The 20,110-nt window shown below is 68.8% G+C and carries 17 protein-coding genes; 11 read left to right on the forward strand and 6 right to left on the reverse strand.

What is annotated here, in order from left to right:
- Positions 1-37: 37 nt before the first annotated feature.
- Both EV192_RS38750 and EV192_RS38755 read right to left on the reverse strand, forming a co-directional pair.
- The gene (locus EV192_RS38750; RefSeq protein WP_132123612.1) at positions 38-796 is read right to left on the reverse strand and encodes a DUF2306 domain-containing protein; all 759 of its coding nucleotides are present in this window, start codon (positions 794-796) and stop codon (positions 38-40) included.
- An 80-nt stretch (positions 797-876) separates the two neighbouring features.
- Positions 877-3,822, reverse strand: a complete 2,946-nt coding sequence (locus EV192_RS38755) for an AfsR/SARP family transcriptional regulator (RefSeq protein WP_207926544.1) — start codon at positions 3,820-3,822, stop codon at positions 877-879.
- Between the two features lie 73 nt (positions 3,823-3,895).
- Between EV192_RS38755 and EV192_RS38760 the strand changes: the two genes are divergently transcribed.
- Positions 3,896-4,525 (forward strand): alpha-ketoglutarate-dependent dioxygenase AlkB, encoded by a 630-nt coding sequence (locus EV192_RS38760; RefSeq protein WP_132123613.1) that lies wholly within the window; start codon positions 3,896-3,898, stop codon positions 4,523-4,525.
- Positions 4,526-4,595: 70 nt separating this feature from the next.
- Here the strand turns inward: EV192_RS38760 and EV192_RS38765 are convergent, their stop codons facing one another.
- The 3 genes from EV192_RS38765 to EV192_RS38775 all read right to left on the reverse strand — a co-directional run bounded on the left by EV192_RS38765 (position 4,596) and on the right by EV192_RS38775 (position 7,514).
- A complete protein-coding gene (locus EV192_RS38765; RefSeq protein ID WP_132123614.1) occupies positions 4,596-5,405 on the reverse strand; it encodes a universal stress protein in 810 nt (269 codons plus the stop codon).
- 127 nt (positions 5,406-5,532) lie between these two features.
- On the reverse strand, positions 5,533-6,744 hold the full coding sequence (locus EV192_RS38770; RefSeq protein ID WP_132123615.1) for an FAD-dependent oxidoreductase: 1,212 nt from the start codon (positions 6,742-6,744) through the stop codon (positions 5,533-5,535).
- Between the two features lie 128 nt (positions 6,745-6,872).
- Positions 6,873-7,514 (reverse strand): PadR family transcriptional regulator, encoded by a 642-nt coding sequence (locus tag EV192_RS38775; protein WP_132123616.1) that lies wholly within the window; start codon positions 7,512-7,514, stop codon positions 6,873-6,875.
- Positions 7,515-7,632: 118 nt separating this feature from the next.
- On the opposite strand from EV192_RS38775, the gene EV192_RS38780 reads away from it, so the two are divergent.
- From EV192_RS38780 to EV192_RS38815, 8 genes are all read left to right on the forward strand, one after another.
- On the forward strand, positions 7,633-8,769 hold the full coding sequence (locus EV192_RS38780) for a sialidase family protein (RefSeq protein ID WP_132123617.1): 1,137 nt from the start codon (positions 7,633-7,635) through the stop codon (positions 8,767-8,769).
- 59 nt (positions 8,770-8,828) lie between these two features.
- Positions 8,829-9,071, forward strand: a complete 243-nt coding sequence (locus EV192_RS38785) for a hypothetical protein (protein ID WP_132123618.1) — start codon at positions 8,829-8,831, stop codon at positions 9,069-9,071.
- Complete coding sequence (locus EV192_RS38790; protein ID WP_132123619.1) at positions 9,068-9,967, forward strand: FAD:protein FMN transferase; 900 nt, start codon at positions 9,068-9,070, stop codon at positions 9,965-9,967. The genes EV192_RS38785 and EV192_RS38790 overlap by 4 nt, the downstream gene beginning before the upstream one ends.
- Entirely contained in the window at positions 9,964-10,491 is a 528-nt protein-coding gene (locus EV192_RS38795) for a ferric reductase-like transmembrane domain-containing protein (RefSeq protein WP_132123620.1), read from the forward strand. Before EV192_RS38790 ends, EV192_RS38795 begins: the two co-directional genes overlap by 4 nt.
- Positions 10,488-11,714: an NADH-ubiquinone oxidoreductase-F iron-sulfur binding region domain-containing protein gene (locus EV192_RS38800; RefSeq protein WP_132123621.1), complete on the forward strand. Its 1,227-nt coding sequence runs from the start codon at positions 10,488-10,490 to the stop codon at positions 11,712-11,714. The genes EV192_RS38795 and EV192_RS38800 overlap by 4 nt, the downstream gene beginning before the upstream one ends.
- Entirely contained in the window at positions 11,711-11,926 is a 216-nt protein-coding gene (locus EV192_RS38805; RefSeq protein ID WP_132123622.1) for a ferredoxin, read from the forward strand. Before EV192_RS38800 ends, EV192_RS38805 begins: the two co-directional genes overlap by 4 nt.
- A 97-nt stretch (positions 11,927-12,023) precedes the next feature.
- Complete coding sequence (locus EV192_RS38810; RefSeq protein WP_132123623.1) at positions 12,024-12,446, forward strand: hypothetical protein; 423 nt, start codon at positions 12,024-12,026, stop codon at positions 12,444-12,446.
- Positions 12,446-15,394, forward strand: a complete 2,949-nt coding sequence (locus tag EV192_RS38815; protein ID WP_132123624.1) for an NACHT and WD repeat domain-containing protein — start codon at positions 12,446-12,448, stop codon at positions 15,392-15,394. Before EV192_RS38810 ends, EV192_RS38815 begins: the two co-directional genes overlap by 1 nt.
- On the opposite strand, the gene EV192_RS38820 is transcribed toward EV192_RS38815, so the two are convergent.
- On the reverse strand, positions 15,376-15,969 hold the full coding sequence (locus EV192_RS38820; RefSeq protein ID WP_132123625.1) for a sugar O-acetyltransferase: 594 nt from the start codon (positions 15,967-15,969) through the stop codon (positions 15,376-15,378). The two genes, EV192_RS38815 and EV192_RS38820, sit on opposite strands and share 19 nt — an antisense overlap.
- Positions 15,970-16,076: 107 nt before the next feature.
- Between EV192_RS38820 and EV192_RS38825 the strand changes: the two genes are divergently transcribed.
- Together EV192_RS38825 and EV192_RS38830 are read left to right on the forward strand one after the other, a co-directional pair.
- A complete protein-coding gene (locus EV192_RS38825) occupies positions 16,077-17,075 on the forward strand; it encodes a LacI family DNA-binding transcriptional regulator (RefSeq protein ID WP_132123626.1) in 999 nt (332 codons plus the stop codon).
- A 36-nt stretch (positions 17,076-17,111) separates the two neighbouring features.
- Positions 17,112-18,755, forward strand: coding sequence for a tannase/feruloyl esterase family alpha/beta hydrolase (locus EV192_RS38830; protein ID WP_132123627.1), 1,644 nt, complete (start codon positions 17,112-17,114; stop codon positions 18,753-18,755).
- Positions 18,756-20,110 lie beyond the last annotated feature (1,355 nt).

The raw sequence follows: 20,110 nt of genomic DNA on the forward strand, positions 1-20,110 counted from the left end.
GACCCGGGGGATGTCCTTCATGGAGCTGCGGCCGTGGCTACCGGGTGGTCGCCGGCGTTTGTGGCTGCGCGGTGGCCTTTCGACGCTGCGCACGCGCCCGGTGCTTGGCCATGTCGCCCCGTTCCAGCCACCACTCGGCGATGAGCAGCGGGACGACCCAGCCGGCCCAGGTGGCGACGCCGCTGATGGAGTACCCCATCACGGTGGCGTCGCCGTGGAATCTGGTATCCAGGTCCGGTTGCAGGATGGCGGTCATCACCCCACCCCACACCCGGTTGGTGATGATCGACATGGTGAGCGCGAAACTGCGGATCATCCACCGCCGGTGCTCGACGATCCGTTTCTGTCGCACCATCCGGTACGCGACGACGGTGAACGTGAGCCACAGCGGCGCCATGATCAGGGTACTGGCTTTGGCCGCGGGCCCCAACGGGCTGACAACGGCCAGGATCAACGCGCAGATTCCCGCCGGGAGCACTCCGGCGAAGACGTAGAGCCGGCCGAGAATCCGGTGTGCGTTCAGGTGTCTCTGCCGGAACCATGGCCATATCTGGAAGACGCACGTGATCATGGCGATGGACGCGAGGACGACGTGGAAGGACAGCAGCCCGTAGTACCAGCCGAGCCCCGGTGGCGGCGGGACCCGGGACTTGCTGCTGTCGAACGCCAGATAAGGCGGCAACGAGAACGCGATGAAAAACGCGGCGATGAACGCGAGCGGTACCACCCATGGCCGGCGCCACCAACGCCGAGCCTGGACCTGTGCGGGTCCTGCGAGCGGATCTTGGTCCGTCATGTGGATCTCCTCCCTGATGCCAGGCAGGGATCGTGCGCGAACCCGCTTACCGGCCACGCACCGCTGACTGATAGCGCAGGTCAGGGCACCCGTTGGCCGAGCAGAGTGAGGGCCTCGTCCCGCGCGAGCGACGCGCCACGGTCGAACGCCGTGCCATAGCCGGCGCCCAACGACGCCCGTGCCTTCGAGCTGACGGACTCGACGTCCGGGTCGCCGGCCAGGGCTGTCCCGCGCAACGCCACCGCGGCTCCGAGCAGGGTGGCCGCCAGCTCCGCGTCCCCGTCGCGGAGTGCGACGCCGGCGAGGCCTTCCGCCGAGGCCGCGGCATTCGGCATGTTCCGGCTCGCCAACGCGACTGTCACGGCCAGGTCGAAGCGGGACCGCGCCTGGTCCATGTCCCCGTCCTCCTCGGCCAGCCGGCCCAGGGCCACCAGGATCCTGGCCCGCGCCTCACCCGTGGTGTACGGACCGTGGGTGCACGTGGCCAGCGCCAACTCCTGCAGCCTCAGTGCCTCGCCGAGATCGCCGCGGAACCGGGCGACCTCGCCGAGCCCCCAGTACCCGTCGGCCAGGAACTCCGGCACCCCGGCCTGCCGTGCCGACGCTACTACCCGCGCGAAGTCCGACTCGGCGGCGTCAAGATCGCCGTGCCGCGCGAAGTGGTGGCCACGCCGCCTGAGCAGGGACGCGGTGTCCTCTACCGAGTCCAGCTCCGCGACCAACCGTAGTGCCTCTTCGACGAGCGGGAGGAACCGCTTGTCCCCGCGCGCGTCGGTCAACGCGGCGAGGATGTTCAACGCGATCGCCATGGCCCAGCGGTCGCCGATCGCCCGGAATCCCGCCAACGCCCTGGTGCACTCCCGGTCCGCGGCCTCCGTCGAACCGTCGTACAGGTGCAGGATCCCGTTCCCCAGAACGGTGAACGACTCCGACCACAGGTCGTCCGAGGCCAACGCGCGCTGCGAGGCACCCTTGGGCGGTCCGGTGGTCGCCGCCCACAGGTACGCGGTGAACGGCCGCCGCAGTGGTCCACGCGAGGCGTCCATGAAGGACTCCGAGAGCTTCAGATGCGTCTCCCGCTCAGGCGCGTCCGTGCGACCCCAAGCCGCGTAGACCACGCACAGCACGTACTCCTCGTCCAGCTCGTCGGGCGGCTCGGTGCCGACGCGTTCCAGCAAGGCGGCCGCGAGCGGGGCGACCTCGTCCCGTAGCCCGCGCAGGTACCAGTACTGCGACAACGCCCCTACGAGCCGCAGAGCCAATGCGACATCCGCGTCGATGGCCCAGGTCAGTGCCGCCCGCAGGTTCGCCTGCTCACTGTCCAAACGCGACATCCAGACCAGCTGGGCGGCCCGGCGCAGCTCCGGGGCGGCCTGCTCGGCCAGCTCGTGAAAGTACACGGCATGCCTGCGCCGCAACGGTTCCAGGTCGAACTGCGCGGCGCAGAACGCCCGGATCGTCTCCAGCATCCGGTACCGGCCGCCGACGTTCTCCACCAGCGATCTGTCCACCAGGTCCGGCAGGGGCGCGGCCGAGTCACAGACCGCCGTCACCGTCTCGAACGTGGCGCCGCCCGCGAAGACGGTGAGTTGACCCGCCAGTAGCTGTTCGTCGTCGGCCAGCAGGTCCCAGCTCCACTCGACCACGGCCCGCAGTGTCCGGTGCCGGGGCGGCGCGGTCCGGTCACCCCGGGACAGCAGCCTGAACCGGTCGTCCAGGCGGTCGGCGATCTCGTCGAGGGTCAACGTCCGCAGCCGTGCCGCGGCCAGTTCGATCGCCAACGGCAACCCGTCCAACGCGGCGCACACCCGGCGGACCGTCGCCGAGGACTCGGCGAACCCGGGCGACACGGCACGCGCGCGATCGGCGAACAACCGCGCTGCCTCCGCCGGTCCGAGCGGCGGCAACGGACACAGATACTCACCCGTGATCCCCAACGCCTCCCGGCTGGTGGCCAGAATTCGCGTACCCGGACATCCGGTCAGGACGGCGCGGGACAGCCGCGCGGCTTCGTTGACGACGTGCTCGCAGTTGTCCAACACCAGCAACAGCCGCCGGTCGGCGAGCGCGGCCAGGACCCGCGTGCCGGCGTCCGGCGTCCCGCCCGCCGACGGGAACAACCCCGCGTCCCGCACCCCGAGGGCGCTCAACACGGCCTGGGCGACATCCCCGTCGACGGTCGACAGGTCGACGAAGCACGTGTCGGGCGGGGCGACCTCGATCGCTATCCGCGTCTTGCCCACCCCGCCCGGCCCGACGATCGTGACCAGCCGGGACTCGTTGAGCAGCCGCGTGATCCGGCCGCGTTCGTCGTGCCGGCCGACGAAGCTGGTCAACTGCGCCGGCAGACTCGGCCGCGTCTCACCGCGCAGGACGGCGAGATGGGTGGCCGCCAGCTCCGCCGTCGGGTCAGCGCCGAGTTCGGTGGCGAGCAGTCGACGGGCGTCCTCGAACTCCGCGAGCGCCTCGGCCTGCCTGCCGGCCGCGTACAACGCCCGCATCAGCTGGCCCCGAAGCCGCTCACGCAGCGGATACTCGGCGACCTTCGCCCGGACCTCCGGGACGACGTTCTCCCCGAGGGCCAGCCGCGCCTCGAACAGGTCCTCCTCGGCCGACAGCCGCAGTTCGACCAGTCGCGCGGCCGTGTCCACCGGCAGTTCGAGCGGCCCGCGCCAGAGGTCCAGCGCCGCCCGCAGGTGCGTGACGTCGTGGTGGCGGGCGAGATCCTCGAACCGGTGCACGTCCACGTCCATCGGGTCGACGTCGATCCGGTAGCCGGTCGGGTGGAACGAGATCACACCGGGCAGGGTCCGGCGCAGCCGCGACACCTGCGACTGCAGCGCGTTCGCCGCCCCGGCCGGCGGCTGGTCGCCGTACAGGCCGTCGATCAGCCGCTCGAATGTGACGATCCGGCCCGCGTCCACCAGAAGCAGCGCGAGCAGCGCCCGTTGTCGGGGCCCGCCAAGGGGCAATTCGTCCCCGTTGTCGGACCTAACCTCGACCGTGCCCAGGATGCTGAACCGCACCCGCCTACGATCCCAGATCCGACACCCGTCGTTGACCAAGAACATGTGTTCGAATTCGGGTAAGCTCGGATCTGTGGACACGGCACTCCAGGGATCACTGTTCGACAACGCCGAGGCTCCGGTGGGCCTGCGGCCGCTCGACGGTGTCCGCCGGACGCAGCTGACCCACGGGGCATGGGTGGACGTCCTGCCGGGCTGGCTGACCGGCGCCGACAGCCTCTTCGCGAGCCTCGCGACAGGCGTGCCATGGTATGCCGAACGTAGACAGATGTACGACCGGGTGGTGGCGGTGCCCCGGCTGCTGTGCTTCTACGGCGAGAACGACGCGTTGCCGCATCCGGTGCTGGTGGCGGCCAGGGACCGGCTGTCGGAGTACTACGCGGAGGAGTTACGGGAACCGTTCCGGACCGCCGGGCTCTGTTACTACCGGGACGGTCGGGACAGTGTCGCCTGGCACGGCGACCGGTTCGGCCGCGGCGCCACCGAGGACACCATGGTCGCGATCGTCTCCGTGGGGGCGGCGCGTGCACTGTTGCTGCGGCCGAAAGAAGGCGGGGAGACGGTCCGGCACGCGCTCGGGCATGGCGACCTGATCGTGATGGGCGGTTCGTGCCAACGGACCTGGGACCACGCCGTACCCAAGACGAACCGGCACGTCGGCCCGCGCGTCAGCATCCAGTTCCGCCCGCGAGGGGTTCGTTGACCGCCTCACGGGCGGGACGGCGCTGCGGGAGTGCGGGCCGGGATCCCCACCGTTCACAGTGGGGAGGACGTCAGGGATGGACGACCATCACCGGGCACGGCGCGAGGTACAGCGCTGTCCTGGTGATGGGGGAGAGGTTGCCGGGCTCGCCGCCCGGCCCCAGCACGAGCAGGTCGCTGCGGCCGCACGTCTCCACCGCCTCGTGCGGATGGCTGCGAACGAGCTGCAGGCTGGGGGTGAGCGTGGGCATCAGCTGTGCCACGAGGTCGCACGCCCGGTCAAGGACGTCCGTGGGTTCCTCGTCGGACTCCACCGACCGTGCGCCGTGCGGCGCCCAGGCGTGGATCAGCCGCAGTCCGTCGCGGTAACGGGTGGCGATCTCGGTGGCCCTGCGGACCACGATCTCGTCGTGCTGGCCGCCCACAGCCGCGGTGACCCAGCCATGTTCCCCGCGCACCGCACGGGGTTCGCCGCGGACGACCACGGTGTCGCACTCGGCCGCGCTCACCACGGGTAGCACAAGGTGGCCCAGGCCGAGCGTCTGCCGGGTCCGGTGACCGTGGTGACCGAGGACCAGCAGATCGGTGTCCGCGCTCGCCCACAGCAAGGTGTGCTCCGGGGTGTCCTCGGACGTTGTCACCGAGGCGTGCAGCCACCGGTAGACGTCCAACCGTCGCGCGATCTCGTTGTCGTCACTGGTCTTCGCCGAGTAGACGCGTAACCCGGCGTTCATCAGCCATGCGTGCCGCAGCGCCCATTCCAACGCGGCGTCACCCCATGTGGACCCGTCCGTGCCGATCGCGACACGGGGACGATGGCGTTCCAGCGGCTCTTGCGCCGACGCCGCCACCGTGGCGGTTTCCGCCGTAACAGCTGTCATCTAGCCTCCCGTTGGCGGGTCAACGATAGACCTGACCGAAAATGATCGGTAGGCCCAAGTGCGTACCGCGCCGGCCCGCGACCGTCTCGATTGGACGGTCCCGGAACGCGGGCCGGCGGCGGTGCGCCTACCCCAGCTCAGCTGGGCTGACCGCGGCGGCGAAGTCGATCCGGTGGTCGAACTGCCACGCTCGTCGTTCCGGCTTGGCGATCAGCTTCATCATGGTCGGCAGCAGCAGGTCCCGCAACGCCCGGCCGACCGGCCCGGGTGACTTGCTCTGGTCGACCTTTCTGCCCTCCGCGATGACACGTTCGACGCGCGGCCGCCGAAGCCGTTCGTACGCGGCGAACGCCTCCGGAACGCTGGGCAGGTCCCGCAGGCACCGCGCCACCTGGACACCGCTTTCGATGGCCATCGAGCCGCCCTGGCCGGAACTCGGTGACGTCGCGTGCGCGCTGTCGCCGATCAGGATCATCCGACCCCTGTGCCAGGTGGGCACATGCGGAAGGTCGTCCACACCACCGACGATCACCAACTCGTCCGGATCGGACGCCGAGATGATCTCCACCGCCGGCGACCGGTCCTCGGTGAACAACTCGGCCAGCCGCCGCTGCCACTCCGCCGCGCCGACGGCCCGTGCCTGCGCGATCGTCATGGCCCGCTTGCTCGGCATGTTCACGAACCAGCCGGTCTCGTCGTCGTCGGCGAGGTAGCAGAAGATCGCCTTCTTGCCGTACACCATGTGTAACGACCCATGGGTCGACGGAACTCGCAGTGGTTTGGTCGGCCGGCCGCCAAAACTGAGCAGACCGGTGTACCGCGGTCCGGGCGCCGACGGGTCGATCAGCGAACGGACCGTGGAGCGGATGCCGTCCGCGCCGATCAGGATGTCCGCGGTGGCCGACGTGCCGTCCGCGAACCGCGCGGTGACACTGTCCGCCGACTCGTCCACGCCGACCAGACGTTTGCCGAACTCGACCCGCACGCCACGGGCCTTGGCCTCGCCCGCGAGCGCCAGGAACAGGTCCTTGCGCCACACCGCGTGCAGGACCGGGCCCGCCTGGGCGGACCCGAACTCGGCGAGCCGCTTGCCGGTCCCGCTGAGCAGGACCATGGACGGCACCGGCCGGCACACCTTGTGCACCGCCTCGTCGAGCCCGACGCTGGCCAACGCGTTCATCCCGTTCGGTGCCAGGCCGATGATGCCGCCGACGTTGTCCGTCGTCTCGTCGGCGCGTTCGAAAACAGTGGCTTCGACGCCGACCTTGCGCAGCGCGGCCGCCGCGACCGGCCCTGCGATTCCGCCGCCGATGACCAGCGCGGTCCTCACGTGTGTCATGTGTGTCTCCCAATCGGTGGGAGACGAGCCCGGCTACTCTTCAAGGTGCCGCCTCGCGGCCGGGTTCGTCTCGGTTCGAGGTCGAAGAGCCCCGGTGGCGTGTTCCCGCACCCCGCCGGGGCTCGCTTTCAGTCGTCCGGTCTGCCTTTCTCCACCAGCTCCCGCAGCTCCGCGGGGACTTCGCCGGTGACGTGGAACTGACGCCACATGTCGATGCCCGGGAACGTGCCGGCCGCCAGTTCGTCGAGCAGGGTCCTGGTCCAGGTCAGGTCGGCCGCGCGGATCGCCAGGTCGTACTCGTCCTCGATCAGGAACAGCCGGGGGACGTCCTGGCCGGCCAGCGTCCGCCGGTCGGCCTCGAGCTCGGCCGACAGCCGGTCGACCCGCTGCCGGAGCAGGTCGACCGCCTCGCCCGGGGTGAGCGCGCCGGCCATCGACAGCGCGGCCTTGAACCGGCTCTGTTCCTGCTCGGGGGTGGCCAGCAGTTCCCGGACCCAGTCCCTGAGCTCCTCGTTGCCGGCCGTGGTGATCCGGTAGACCGTCCGCTCCGGCCGCCCGCCTTCGCGGGTGCTGCCGGTGGCTTCGATGAACCCGTGCTTCTCCAGGTTCTTCACGATCGTGTACAGCGAGCCCCACTTGATGGGCATGTCGGCGTCCTTGCCGCGGGCGCGAATGACCGACGCCATCTCGTAGGGGTGCATCGGGCGCTGGATGAGCGTGCCGAGGATGGCAAGCGCCAGCAGGTTGCTGACCTTCCTGGGTTTCGCCATGACTCCTCCTCGGATCCGAATGCTCGCTTCCGAATATACGCTGCCGAGTATGTCTTCGGCAAGATGGTCGGCGGCGGGTTAGCATGCGATGGCTACCGTGAGTAGTTGGGGAGGTGCGGTGCGGAGTGCGCTTGCCGGTGTGGCGATCCTGCTGGTGACCGCTCTGCCCGCGCAGGCGACGCCGCAGCGCGGGGTGCTGTTCGACGGAGGCAGCAGTTACCCGCGGGTGATCCGGCTGGCGAACGGCACGATCCTGGCGAGCATCACCACCAACATGGGCGCGGACGGCACCGGCGTGATCAGTGCGAGCGCCGACAACGGCCGGACGTTCAAGCGGATCGCCACCATCAAGGACCCGGCCGGCGCGCGCGGCGGCGGAACCTGCTGCTCGACGCTGTACGAGTTGCCGTCGGCAGTGGGCACCCTCCCCGCCGGCACGGTCCTGTGGGTGAGCACCATGGGCTTCTCCGCGCCGCTCGGCGTCCGGAACACGTCGAACCGCCTGTGGGCGAGCACAGACCGTGGCGTGACCTGGCGGTTCCTGTCGAACGTCGCCGTCTCGCCGAACCGGTTCGACATCTGGGAGCCCAGCCTGTCGGTCGCCGCCGACGGCCGGCTCGTCGCGTTCTACTCGGACGAGACGGACAAGGTGCACCACGACCAGAAACTCGTCCAGGTGCGGTCCGCCGACGGCGTGCACTGGACGGACCAGCGCGAGACCGTGGTCAGCGCCGACTGGTACGTCCGGCCGGGCATGATCAACACGCTGCGGCTCCCGGACCGCTCGTACTTCATGACCTACGAGGTGTGCAACAACGACCTGATCCACCTGTGCAGCGCGTACTTCCGTCGGTCGGCGGACGGCTGGAACTACGGCGACCCGCGCGACCTGGGCACCCTCGTCCTGACCGCCGACGGCAAGCACGGCCGGCACACACCCACGCCGGCCTGGAGCCCCCGCCCTGGACGCGCCGGGACCATCCTGCTGATCACCGAGATGCTGGTGCAGGACGGCGGCGCGACCGCCGGCGGTAACGGCGGCACGATTCTGGCGAACGACAACCACGGCGACGGCCCGTGGTACGAGATGCCCGCGCCGATCAAGGTGTCCGGAGTGGACAACGAGGGCTGCCGCAACTTCAGCCCGTCGCTGCTGCCCGCCCGCGACGGCCGCGCGGTGCTCGAAGTGACCACCGACTACGACCACGCGGTGTGCAAGACCTACTACGCCACGGGGCCGTTGAGCAGGTTTTGAACCCTGACAGTCGCGCCTACGTATGGGGATCGAGGCGAACGACAAGTCGGGGAGGCACGATGGCACAGCGACTCAGCCCAGCCGCGCGGGACGCGGCCGTCAACCGGGTCAGGATGATCACCGCCGGCATCGTCGTGCTTGGTGTGGCGGGCACGGTCGGCCTCGGCATGGCCATCGCCGCCGAGACCGTGGTCAAGCCCGCCGTGACCAACCAGGGCGGCAACGCGGCTCCCAAGCCGCAGGGCGGAGTCGCCCCGCAGGTCGCCACCGGCAACGCGGTCACCACGTCAGGTGGGTCATGACCACCGGTGTTCGGTTCACGGCCATTGGCACCACAGTGCACCTGCTCATCACCGCGAAGGACGCGCTGCCGTCCGCCGAGTGGATGCTGCGCGAGTTCATCGCGGACCTGGACAAGGCGTGCAGCCGGTTCCGGGACGACTCGGCGCTGAGCGAGCTGAACCGGACCGGCACGTCGGACGACCCGATCCTGGTGGCGGCGTTACAGGTGGCGTTACAGGCGGCGGCGGACACCGACGGCCTGGTCGACCCGACCCTCGGCGGGTACATGGTCACGTTGGGATACGACCAGACGTTCGCGAACGTCGCGCCGTACGCGCCCGAACCCGTGTTCGTGCCCTCGCGACCCCGGCAGGCATGGCGGGACATCGAGATCACACCCAAGTCCGTGACCGTCCCGCACGGCGTCCGGATCGACCTGGGGGCCACGGCGAAAGCGTGGGCCGCGGACACCGCCGCCAAGCACATCGCGGACGAAACTGGCGCCGGCGTTCTGGTCAACCTCGGCGGTGACGTCTCGGTGGCCGGGCCAGCGCCGGAGGGCGGCTGGAACGTCCGGGTGACCGCGGACCACACGTCGGACGACGGCGGACAAGTCGTGTGCGTCCGGTCCGGCGGCCTGGCGACGTCCAGCGTCACGGTCCGGTCCTGGCAGCGCGGCGACCAGGAGTTGCATCACGTGCTGGACCCGTCGACCGGCCTGCCGGCACCCCGGATCTGGCGGTACGCGACGGTTTCCGCCGTCAGCTGCGTCGCCGCGAACACGGCATCCACAGCCGCGCTCGTGCTGGGGGAAGGTGCCCCGCACTGGCTCGCGGCACGCAAGCTTCCCGCCCGCCTGGTCGCCACCAGCGGCGCGGTCACCACGGTTTCCGACTGGCCCGGGGAGGGGTCGTGACTCTGACACTCTGGTATGTGGCGCGCGGCAGCGGGATCGTCTCGCTCGCGTTGTTCACCATGACATTCGCGCTCGGCCTGCTCACGGCCGGCCGCGTCACCTCGCCGAGCTGGCCTCGGTTCGTCACGGAAACGTTGCACCGCAACCTTTCGATGGCCGCGGTCACGTTCATCGTGGTGCACGTGCTGACGATCGTGTTCGACACGTACGTCACCATCAGGCCGCTTGAGGCGCTCGTCCCGTTCATCGGCACGTACTCGCCGCTGTTCCTGGGCCTGGGGACGTTGGCGTTCGACATCATCTTGACGCTCATCATCACCGGTCTGCTGCGCGCGCGGATGCCTTACCGCGCTTGGCGTCTGGTGCACTGGATCGCGTACCTGGGTTGGCCGGTCGCGGTGGTGCACGGCGTTTTCATCGGCACGGACCAGATGTGGGTGCTGGTCACGGCCGGTGTCAGTGTCGCGATCGTCGTGGCGTGCGGTGGTTTCCGGGTGGCGGCGCTGCGCCGGAGGTCCCTGTGAGCGTCCCACAGTACGGTTATGACGGTCGCCCTCGGCTGCTGACTCATCAGGCGGTCCGCTTGGCCGACCATGTCCGGGCGGTCGGTCCGCTGCCGGTGGTGCCGCAACTGGCGGACATGGTCGCCGCGGCGGGACTGCGTGGGCGTGGTGGCGCCTGGTTCCCGACGGCGCGCAAGCTCACCTCGGTCGCAGGCAAGGACAACCCGTATGTGATCGTCAACGGGATGGAGAGCGAACCCGCTGCCGGCAAGGACAAACTGCTCCTGCGGCGCGCCCCGCACCTGGTGCTGGACGGCGCCGAGCTGGCCGCGCGGGAGATCGGCGCGGACACTGTCACGGTCGCCGTCCATCGTGGCAACGGCCTCGCCCAGCACCTGACGTCCGTGATCGCCGAGCGGGTGATCGCGGGCTGGGGCACCGGCGTCCAGGTCGACGTGGTGGAGGCGCCCAGGTGGTACGTCTCCAGTGAGTCCACGGCACTGGCCAACTTCGTCGGCGGCGGCGAGGGAAAGCCGCGGTCGGTCCCGACCCGTGAGTCCGGTGTGGACGGCCGGCCGACCTTGGTGTCCAATGTGGAGACTTTCGCGCAGGTCGCGCTGATCGCCCGGCACGGCCCGAACTGGTTCCGGCTGGCGGGCACCGGCGACGCCCCAGGGACGGCGCTGTTCACGGTGAGCGGGGCGGTCCGCCATGTGGGCGTCTACGAACTGCCTGTGGGGGTGACCGGGGAGACCGTCCTGCGCGTCGCCGGTGGGCTCCGTGAACCGATCTCGGGCGTGCTCATCGGTGGCTACGGCGGCGCCTGGCTGACACCAGAGGAGATGCGCCGTCCTGTCACCGAGATCGGCGCCGGCGTGGTGGTCGCGTTGCCGTCCCGGGCGTGCGGCCTGCTGGAGACCACCCGGGTGGCCACCTGGATGGCCGGCCAGACGGCGAAACAGTGTGGCCCCTGCTTCAAAGGCCTGCCGTCGATCGCCGACGACATCAGGAAGATCACAGTGGACGGTGACCGCCAGGCGTACGAACGACTGCGGTTCCGGTTGGGCGTGATCAACGGCCGGGGCGGGTGCGCCCACCCCGACGGGGTGGTCAAGTTCGTGGCGACCGCCTTCAAAGTGTTCAACCAGGACGTGCGGCGGCACCTGTCCGGCCATCACTGCCCGCCCGCCCCGCAGGTCCTGCCGCTTCCCACTGTGCCGTCGGAAAGCGAGGGCTGGCGATGACCGAAAGCCTGAAAGTGGACATGATCGCGTGCGACGGCCACGGCCTTTGCGCGGAGCTGTTGCCGGAACTCGTTGGCCTGGACGAATGGGGCTACCCCATCGTGAGCGATCACCCTGTGCCCCAAGAACTCCGGAAGCACGCGAGGAAAGCGGTGAACCTCTGCCCGAAGCTGGCGCTGACCCTGAAGAAGGTCTCGGCTCCTGGTGGTTGACCCCGGTCACTCGATCGTATGAAACGAACAGGAAACACTGTCAGACCAAGGCTGTTCCCTGGCACCATTGCCGTGCGACCTGGGGCAAGGGGGAACAATGGATCCAGAATGGTCCACATTGGCGGAGACGGCCGCGTCCGCGTTGGTCAAGCGACTGGCGACGGACGGGTGGGAGAAAGTGGTGGCCGCGGTCGGCGCGTTGTGGCGTCGGGTGCATCCCGATCGTGCGGACACCGTCCGGGCGGAAGCCGCTGAGACTCGGGAAAACCTGGTGGCCGCCCGGGGAACCGGCGGCGAGTCGGTCGAGGAGGATCTCGTCGGCGAGTGGCGCAGCCGGTTGCGTCGGCTCGTCGCTGCGGATCCGGGAGTCGTGGACGAGCTGCGGCATCTGGTGGCGGAGTGGTCGCCGGCCGAGAACCGTGGTGGGTACACGGAGATCGGGCAGCTGACCATGCGCGCCAACGCGTCTGGGCACAGCCGCGTCACCATGGCCGGGCGAGACGCGCACGTCGTGAAGTGATGACGGAGCCGAACGGGATACATCTGCACGCCGATGTGTCCGGGCACGGCAGCGCCACGATGGCAGGCCGTGACTTGCATGTCCACTACGAGAGCGGTGCGCGGCGGGTCGCGGGTGCGGTGGATGTCGAGGACTGTCCTTATCCAGGTCTGGCGGCGTTCACCGCCGACCAGACATCGTGGTTCTTCGGCCGCGACACGCTGACCGCCCATCTGGTCGGCAGGCTGGCGGACCGGCTCGACGGCGGTGCTCCGCTGGTCGTGGTCGGGCCGTCCGGCGCGGGGAAGTCGTCGTTGTTGCACGCCGGTTTGATCGCCGCGATCACCGAGCGCGCGGTGTTGCCGGTCGCCGGGTCCCGGCGTTGGCCGCAGTTGGTGTTCACGCCGACAGGTCAACCGCTTGACGCGTTGGTCGAGCGGCTGGCCGACGTGTTCGACGTCGGCGAGGACCAGGTCCGCGAGTGGGTCACGGACCCGGAGACTCTCGTCACGGCGGTGCGGGTCCGATTGCGTGCCGACGCTCGGCTGATCGTCGTGGTCGATCAACTTGAGGAACTGTTCACGCTCTGCCCGAACGTCGCCCAGCGCCGGACGTTCCTGGAACTGCTTGACGCGCTCGCGCATACCTGCGGGCTGGTCGTCTACGGCCTGCGCGCCGACGCGTACTCGCACTGTGTGGAGCATCCGCCGTTGCGGGAAGCGTTGCAGGACAGTCAGATCATCGTCGGTCCGATGAGTGCGGCGGAGCTCCGCCAGGCGGTGGTGTTCCCAGCCCGCGACGTCGGGCTGGAGGTCGAGCCCGGGTTGGTCGAGCTGCTGCTCCGTGATCTGGGTGCTGGTGACATCGGTGGTTACGAAGCCGGCCGGCTGCCGTTGCTGGCGCACGCACTGCGGGCGCTGTGGCGGGAACGGCACGGCCACTTGCTGACCGTCGACGCCTACCGGGCTACTGGCGGAATTCACGACGCCATCGCGACCACGGCCGAACGCGTGTACGCCCGCCTTGACGAGCCGCAACGGCAGGCAGCGCGTACGGTCTTCCTGCGCCTGGTCAAGATCGGCGACGGGACCGACGACACTCGCCGCCCAGTCGTGCGTGCGGACCTCGCCGAGAACCCGGTGGCCATCACTGTGCTCGACGCGTTCACCGACGGGCGGCTGCTCACACGAGACCAGGACACCGTCACGATCACGCACGAGGCTCTGCTGCGGGCGTGGCCCCGGCTGCGAAGCTGGATAGACGACGACCGGGCCGACAACCTCACCCGCCAGCAACTCGAAGAAGCCGCCGCGGGATGGGACCGCGAGGACCGCGACCCGGCGTTGTTGTACCGCGGCACGCGTCTCGCCGTCGCGCGGAACCTAGTGCGGGAATCGCCCGGCAGGCTGACTCCGGTCGGTACGGCTTTTCACGCCGCGTCCGTACATCAGCACGCGCGAGGGGTTCGCCGGCGGCGGATGTTGGTCGTTGTGTTGGCGGTGCTGGTCCTCATCGCGGGCGCGGCCCCGGTCGTAGTGCTGTCCCAGCTGTCCCAGGCACGGACGGTCAAGGAGCAAACCGCCGTGTCGAAGCTCGTCACCGCGGCCCAGGGACTGCGGAGCGCCGGCAAGCCTGATGATCTCGTTCTGGCCAGTCAGTTGGATCTCGTAGCTTGGGACCTGCGGCATGACCCGGCGGATCCGGTGGTGGCCATGGGATTGGCCGACGACACGAGCATGGTCCTGCCGATCCCGCTTGACGTTGACGTCGAGTTTGGGACGCAGAAATCGTTCGTGGCTTTCAGCCCCGACAGCCGTTTGCTCGCCGTCGCGGCCGACAATCCGGTTGTCAGTGTGGTCGAGTTGTGGCAGGTGAGCGATCCTGGCCACCCGAAGGCGCTGAAGGAGCTGTGGCGAGGGAGCCGGACATACGAGACCGGTGTCAAGTCGCTGAGCTTCAGCCCGGAAGGCAGCGCCGTGGTCGTCACGCATGGGGACGGCTGGATCCGTGTCCTTCCGCTGGCCGACGGGAAACCAGGGGAAGTCCAGGAACCCGCCGAGCTGTGCTCTGGTCTCGACCAGCAGGCGCCCACTGACAAGCCGCGCGAGATCAAGGTTCCGTGCACGGGGTACTCCGAGATCGCCACCTATCTGGACAACCGGACACTCGCGATCGGGCACTTCGACAAAGGCCCCGGCTTCTCGGCGGACCACGACATCAGCACCTTCCGGCTCTGGCACCCCGGCGAGCCGGCCGCGAGCGAACAGATTCACGACACCGAGAAGCGAGCTGGCCTGCTCACCGCGAACTCGGCCGCACATCTCGCTGTCGTCGGTGTGTTCGATGCCGATGAGCACGGTGTGCTGCGCAACCCGCACCTGCGACTGTGGGACAAACTCGGTGCGGCAGCACCCCGTGCGAGGGGCGTCCTGGACACGCGGATCGACCCCTTCGGTGGTCCCGTCCCCCTGGGGGCTGTAAGTGTCTCGTTGAGCCCGGACGCCCACTGGCTCGCTGTGCTTGAAGGAGACGCGACCGCGAGCGCGGTCACATTGTGGGACCTGTCCGACACCGATCGGCCCACCCGACGAGGTTCGATTCCGTCGGGCAACTCCTTCGGTGAGACGGGGGTCATGGCCTTCAGCCCGCACGGTGACGTGCTCGCCACAGTCCAGCGTGACAACGCGATCCACATGTGGAAGCTCACCGACCCGGCCAGGCCCGAGCCGTTCGGCCAGGCACTGACGGGCCATCACTACGGCATAGATTCGTTCCAGTACAGTCCGGACGGCCATTTCCTGGCCAGCGTCGGTCGAAACGGCGGCACCGACACCCAAGCGTCCTTCCGCCTGTGGGATCTGAACGTCGAGGAGAACGTCCGCCGGCTGTGTGCCACGACACCACGGGTGTCCCAAGAGCTGTGGCAGAAGTACGTGCCCGAACTGACCTATCACCCGCCATGCGCCTGACCGTGGGTGTCGGTGCTGGGTAGCTCGCGAATCACCCGACAAGGGTTCCCGGCCGCGAAGACCCGTGCGGGGAGGTCCCGCGTCACGACGCTCCCGGCGCCCACCACGGTGTCCGGGCCGATGGTCACCCCTGGGCAAACGATCACACCGCCGCCCATCCACACGTTGTCCCCGATCACGATCGGGGCCGCCGTTTCCCATCGCTGCCGCCGCGCTTCGTGATCGTCCATGGGGTGTAGGGCCGTCAGCAGCTGGGCTCGGGGGCCGATGGACACGTCGTTGCCGACGGTGATCCGCGCGCAATCCATGAGTATCGCGTCGTAGTTGATGAAGCTGTTGTCTCCCAAGCGAATCAGGTATCCGTAGTCGCACTGGAACCGGGGCATGACCCACGACCCGGTGCCGATCCCGCCCAACAGCGCGGAGAGGATCTCCTGGCGCGTGTCCTCCTCGTCGGATCGTGTCGCGTTGAACCTGTCCAGGAGTGCCTGGCACCGTCGCCGCTCGGCGACCAACTCGGGGTCGTTGTCCCGATACAGCTGTCCGCTGAGCATTCGTTCCTTCTGATCATCCACCACACCATCATGCCGAAACCGCCGCCGGATGGTTGAAACGTTTCAGACCTTGGCCGGGTCAGGTGAGAGGCCGTCAGAGGGCTGGCGGAATTGATACGGTTCATCGTATGCAGCCGAGCATCAAAGATGTCGCCCAGCGGGCCGGGGTCTCGATCGGGACGGTGTCCAATGTGCTCAACCGGCCGGACAAGGTCGCCGAGTCGACCAGGGCGCACGTGCTCGCGGCCATCGAGGAGCTCGGCTTCGTGCGCAACTCGTCCGCGGCGCAGCTGCGCGCCGGGACCAGCCGGTCGCTCGGCCTGATCGTGCTGGACATGGCGAACCCGTTCTTCCACGACGTGGCCAAGGGAGTCGAGGACGTCGCCACCGAACTCGGGTACGCGGTGGTGCTGTGCAACGCCGACGAGCAGGCCGAACGGGAGGACCGCTATCTGCGGGTGCTGGAGGAGCAGCGGGTCCGGGGTGTGCTCATCACGCCGGTCGAGGTGAGCTCGGAACGACTTGACGCGCTGCGCAGGCGCGGCACGCCCACCGTGCTCGTCGACCGGCACGACGCCCGCGCCAACTGCTGTTCGGTGGCTGTGGACGACGTGGCGGGCGGTGAGTTGGCGGGGGAGCATCTCGTGTCGCGTGGCCACCGTCGGATCGCGTACTTCAGTGGCCCGTTGAGCCTGCGGCAGTGCGCGGACCGCCTCACCGGTCTGCGGAACGCCGTGGCCGCGGCGGGGCTGGATCCGGACGAGGTCGTCGATGTGGTCGAGTTGCCGGCGTTGAAGGCGCGGATCGGTTACGAGGCCGCGCGTCCCCTGCTGGGGCCGACCGGCTTCACGGCTGCTTTTTGCGCCAACGACTTGCTCGCGCTCGGCGTGCTGCGGGCCGCGGTGAGCACAGGTATGCGTGTGCCCGGCGACCTGGCGATCTTGGGGTACGACGACATCGAGTTCGCCGCGGACGCGGCCGTGCCGCTGTCTTCGGTCCGGCAGCCGACTGTCCTGATTGGACGAAACGCGGCCCAGCTACTGCTGGAGGAGTGTGACGATCCTGATTCGCACGTACACAAACAGGTGATGTTCAAACCCACTCTCGTGGTCCGTGAGTCCACGTAGTTGACAAGGTTCTTACCCGGGGCCACGATCGACCGCATGGGGGCTTTCACTAGAGCGGCCGTCGTGGCCGCCATCGCTGCTGCACTCGTCCTTCCCGCCAACCTGGCCAACGCCGGCCAGAGTCCCGTGATCAAGCCGGTCAAGGCCTGTGCCGACCTGGTCAGGAACTTCGACATTCCGGGCGCGCCGACGCACGTCACCTCGACCGAGGTGGTGCCGGCGGCCGGGACCGATCCGGAGTACTGCGACGTCAAAGGTCATGTCGACCCGGCCGTCGAGTTCGAGCTGAAGCTGCCGACCAGCACGTTCACCGGACGCTACTTCCAGGACGGCTGCGGTGGCTTCTGCGGCACGTTCTTCCCGAGCCCGTTCCCGGACTGCGGCAAACCGCAGGCCGGTGACTTCGCGGTCGCGGTCACCAACGACGGCCACGTCGGCGGCGGCGTGTTCCCGGCGGCCGACGGCACGTGGGGCGCGAACAACGAACCGCTGCGGGAGGACTTCTTCTTCCGCGCGCCGCACGTGGTCTCGTTGGCGTCGAAATGGATCATCACGACCTACTACGGCGCGCCGCCGAAGCACTCGTACTTCTCCGGCTGCTCCAACGGCGGCCGCGAGGCGTTGTTGCTCGCCCAGCGTTACCCGGACGACTTCGACGGCATCATCGCGGGCGCCCCGGCCGGCTATTTCGACCCGCTGATCGTGGTCCAGGCCTGGCTGTACCGCTCGAACACGGCTGCGGACGGGTCCCAGATCGTCACTTCGGACAAACTGCCGGCGCTGCACAGCGCGGTCCTCGCCGCGTGCGACAAGCTGGACGGCCTGGTGGACGGCCAGCTCGACGACCCGAGAGCCTGCACGTTCGATCCCGGCGCGATCCAGTGCGCCGGGGCGGACCAGCCGACGTGCCTCACCGCGGCCCAGGTCGCGGCCGTGCGCAAGTTCTACGCGGGCCCGACCGACCAGGCCGGCCGGAAGCTCTATCCGGCCGGGGAGCCCCGCGGCACCGAGTTGGCGTGGGACGGCTGGATCCTGCCCGCGCCCGGTCTCGGCTCGCTTGCCGCCTTGTTGGGCGACAACTACCTGAAGTACCTGGGCTACCCGGTCGGCACGCCGGCGTCCTCGCTCGCGGACTTCCAGTTCACCCTGCCCGACTTCAACCGGCTCACGCTGGAGGGCTTCAAGGTGAACGCGATGAGTCTGGACCTCACCAGGTTCCAGCGGCACGGCGGCAAACTGATCATCTGGCACGGCTGGGCCGACCAGGCGATCCCACCGGCCGGCACGGTCGACTACTACCAACGCCTGGTCCAACACTCCGGCGGCGCCCAACAAACCCAGAAATGGGCCCGCCTGTTCATGATTCCGGGCATGTACCACTGCCAGGGCGGCGACAGTTTGACCACCTTCGACCCCACCAAAGAACTGGTCAACTGGGTCGAATCCGGCAAAGCCCCCGAAAAAGTCATCGCCCAAGCCGTCGACCCCAACGACAACGACAAAACAGTGCGAACCCGCCCGGTGTTTCCCTACCCATTGCGCGCCAAGTACACAGGAACCGGCGACATCAACGACGCGGCCAACTTTACCCCAGCCGCCCCACTGGTACCCACGACCAACGACATCGTGAATTGGGCAGGAACCTACCTCCATCTCCTCCCAGGCCCAGTAGCCCACTGACTCAGCACCCACCGAGGACCAAAGCCCGTGGCGGGCCAGGAACCACCCACCACCGCCACGGGCTGATCCACCCCACCAACGCCACCCCACCAAGGCTCGCTCGGCCCGCCAATCGCCTCGGGCCGCCAAGTCCATCCGAGGCACACCACCAGGGCTCACCCGAGGCACGTCGCCAGGTCCGCCCAAGGCCAGGCCGCCAAGCCTGTCCCAGGCAGGCCGCCAAGCTCACCCAATGCAGGCTGCCAAGACGCACGCCCGAGGCACGTCGCCAACCTCACTTGAGGCCAGGCCGCCAAGCTCACTCGAGGCAGGCTGCCAAGACGCACGTCCAAGGCACGTCGCCAACCTCACTTGAGGCCAGGCCGCCAAGCCTGTCCGAGGTACGCTCCCCGCCCACAAAGCCAATCCTCGTCTACCAGGGCAATCCCTCCACCACGGCAGTCCCCACCCGCCCTGAGGCGCGTGCCCGCGCATCACAGCTGTGCCTCGTTCTGTCTCCCGGCCGACCTGGGCGCAGCCCAACCACAGGTGTCAAGAGGCTGACAGCGGCGAGCAACCCCGAGCGGGAGCCGGCCTCTTGACGCCTGTGGTTGCCTTTGGCAGGTCGGGTGGGAGACAGGACGCGGCCCTTCCCCTGTCTCCTGGTTGATCTGCCTGCGCGGCGAGCGCATCTTTTGCCCAAAGAGTGCTCGTTGTTCAAAGACTGCCCTCGCCGGGCGGCTGATCGATCAGGAGAGAGTGGGGTGCCCCTTTGACGGGGCATTCGGCTTTGGTGGAGGGCTGGTTGAGGGCGTGTTCCCTCTCCCGACCAACCTGCCGGGAGGCAACCACACGTATCAAGAGGTCCGTATCGCCTGGTCTCGGGGTTGGGTCGCGCCGGCGGACCTCTTGACACGCGTGGTTGGGCTTCGCCCAGGTCGGTCGGGAGAGGGAACACGCCAGCCACACCCATGCGCTAGGCGCGCCACACCCAAGCGATGCGCTGGCGCGCCAGGCCACACTCATGCGCTAGCGCGCCAGCCATACCCATGCGCTAGGCGCGCCCATGCGCTGGCGCGCGGCATCCATGCGCTAGGCGCGCGGCGTGTGGGCGTGTGGGTCTGCACATCGTTGGCTCATCGGGTCTTTGGGCGGGCCAGGCGGTCTTTGGGGGCCGCATCTTCCTGCAACTCACCCGGGTGCGGCCAGCTCATGTTCCTGCAGGGGAGTGGGTCATCGCATGATTTGTCCTGTTCGTCCCGGGTCTTGTCGCACTGTCCTATGCAGACGCTCAAGACAGAATCCCGGTTCGGCCCGTTGAACTGGGCATACCTGTTGGCCCTGGTCATTGTTGGGTACGGAGCGTGGGGTGGGGG

The organism is Actinocrispum wychmicini (genome assembly GCF_004345645.1).
GTDB lineage: Bacteria > Actinomycetota > Actinomycetes > Mycobacteriales > Pseudonocardiaceae > Kibdelosporangium > Kibdelosporangium wychmicini.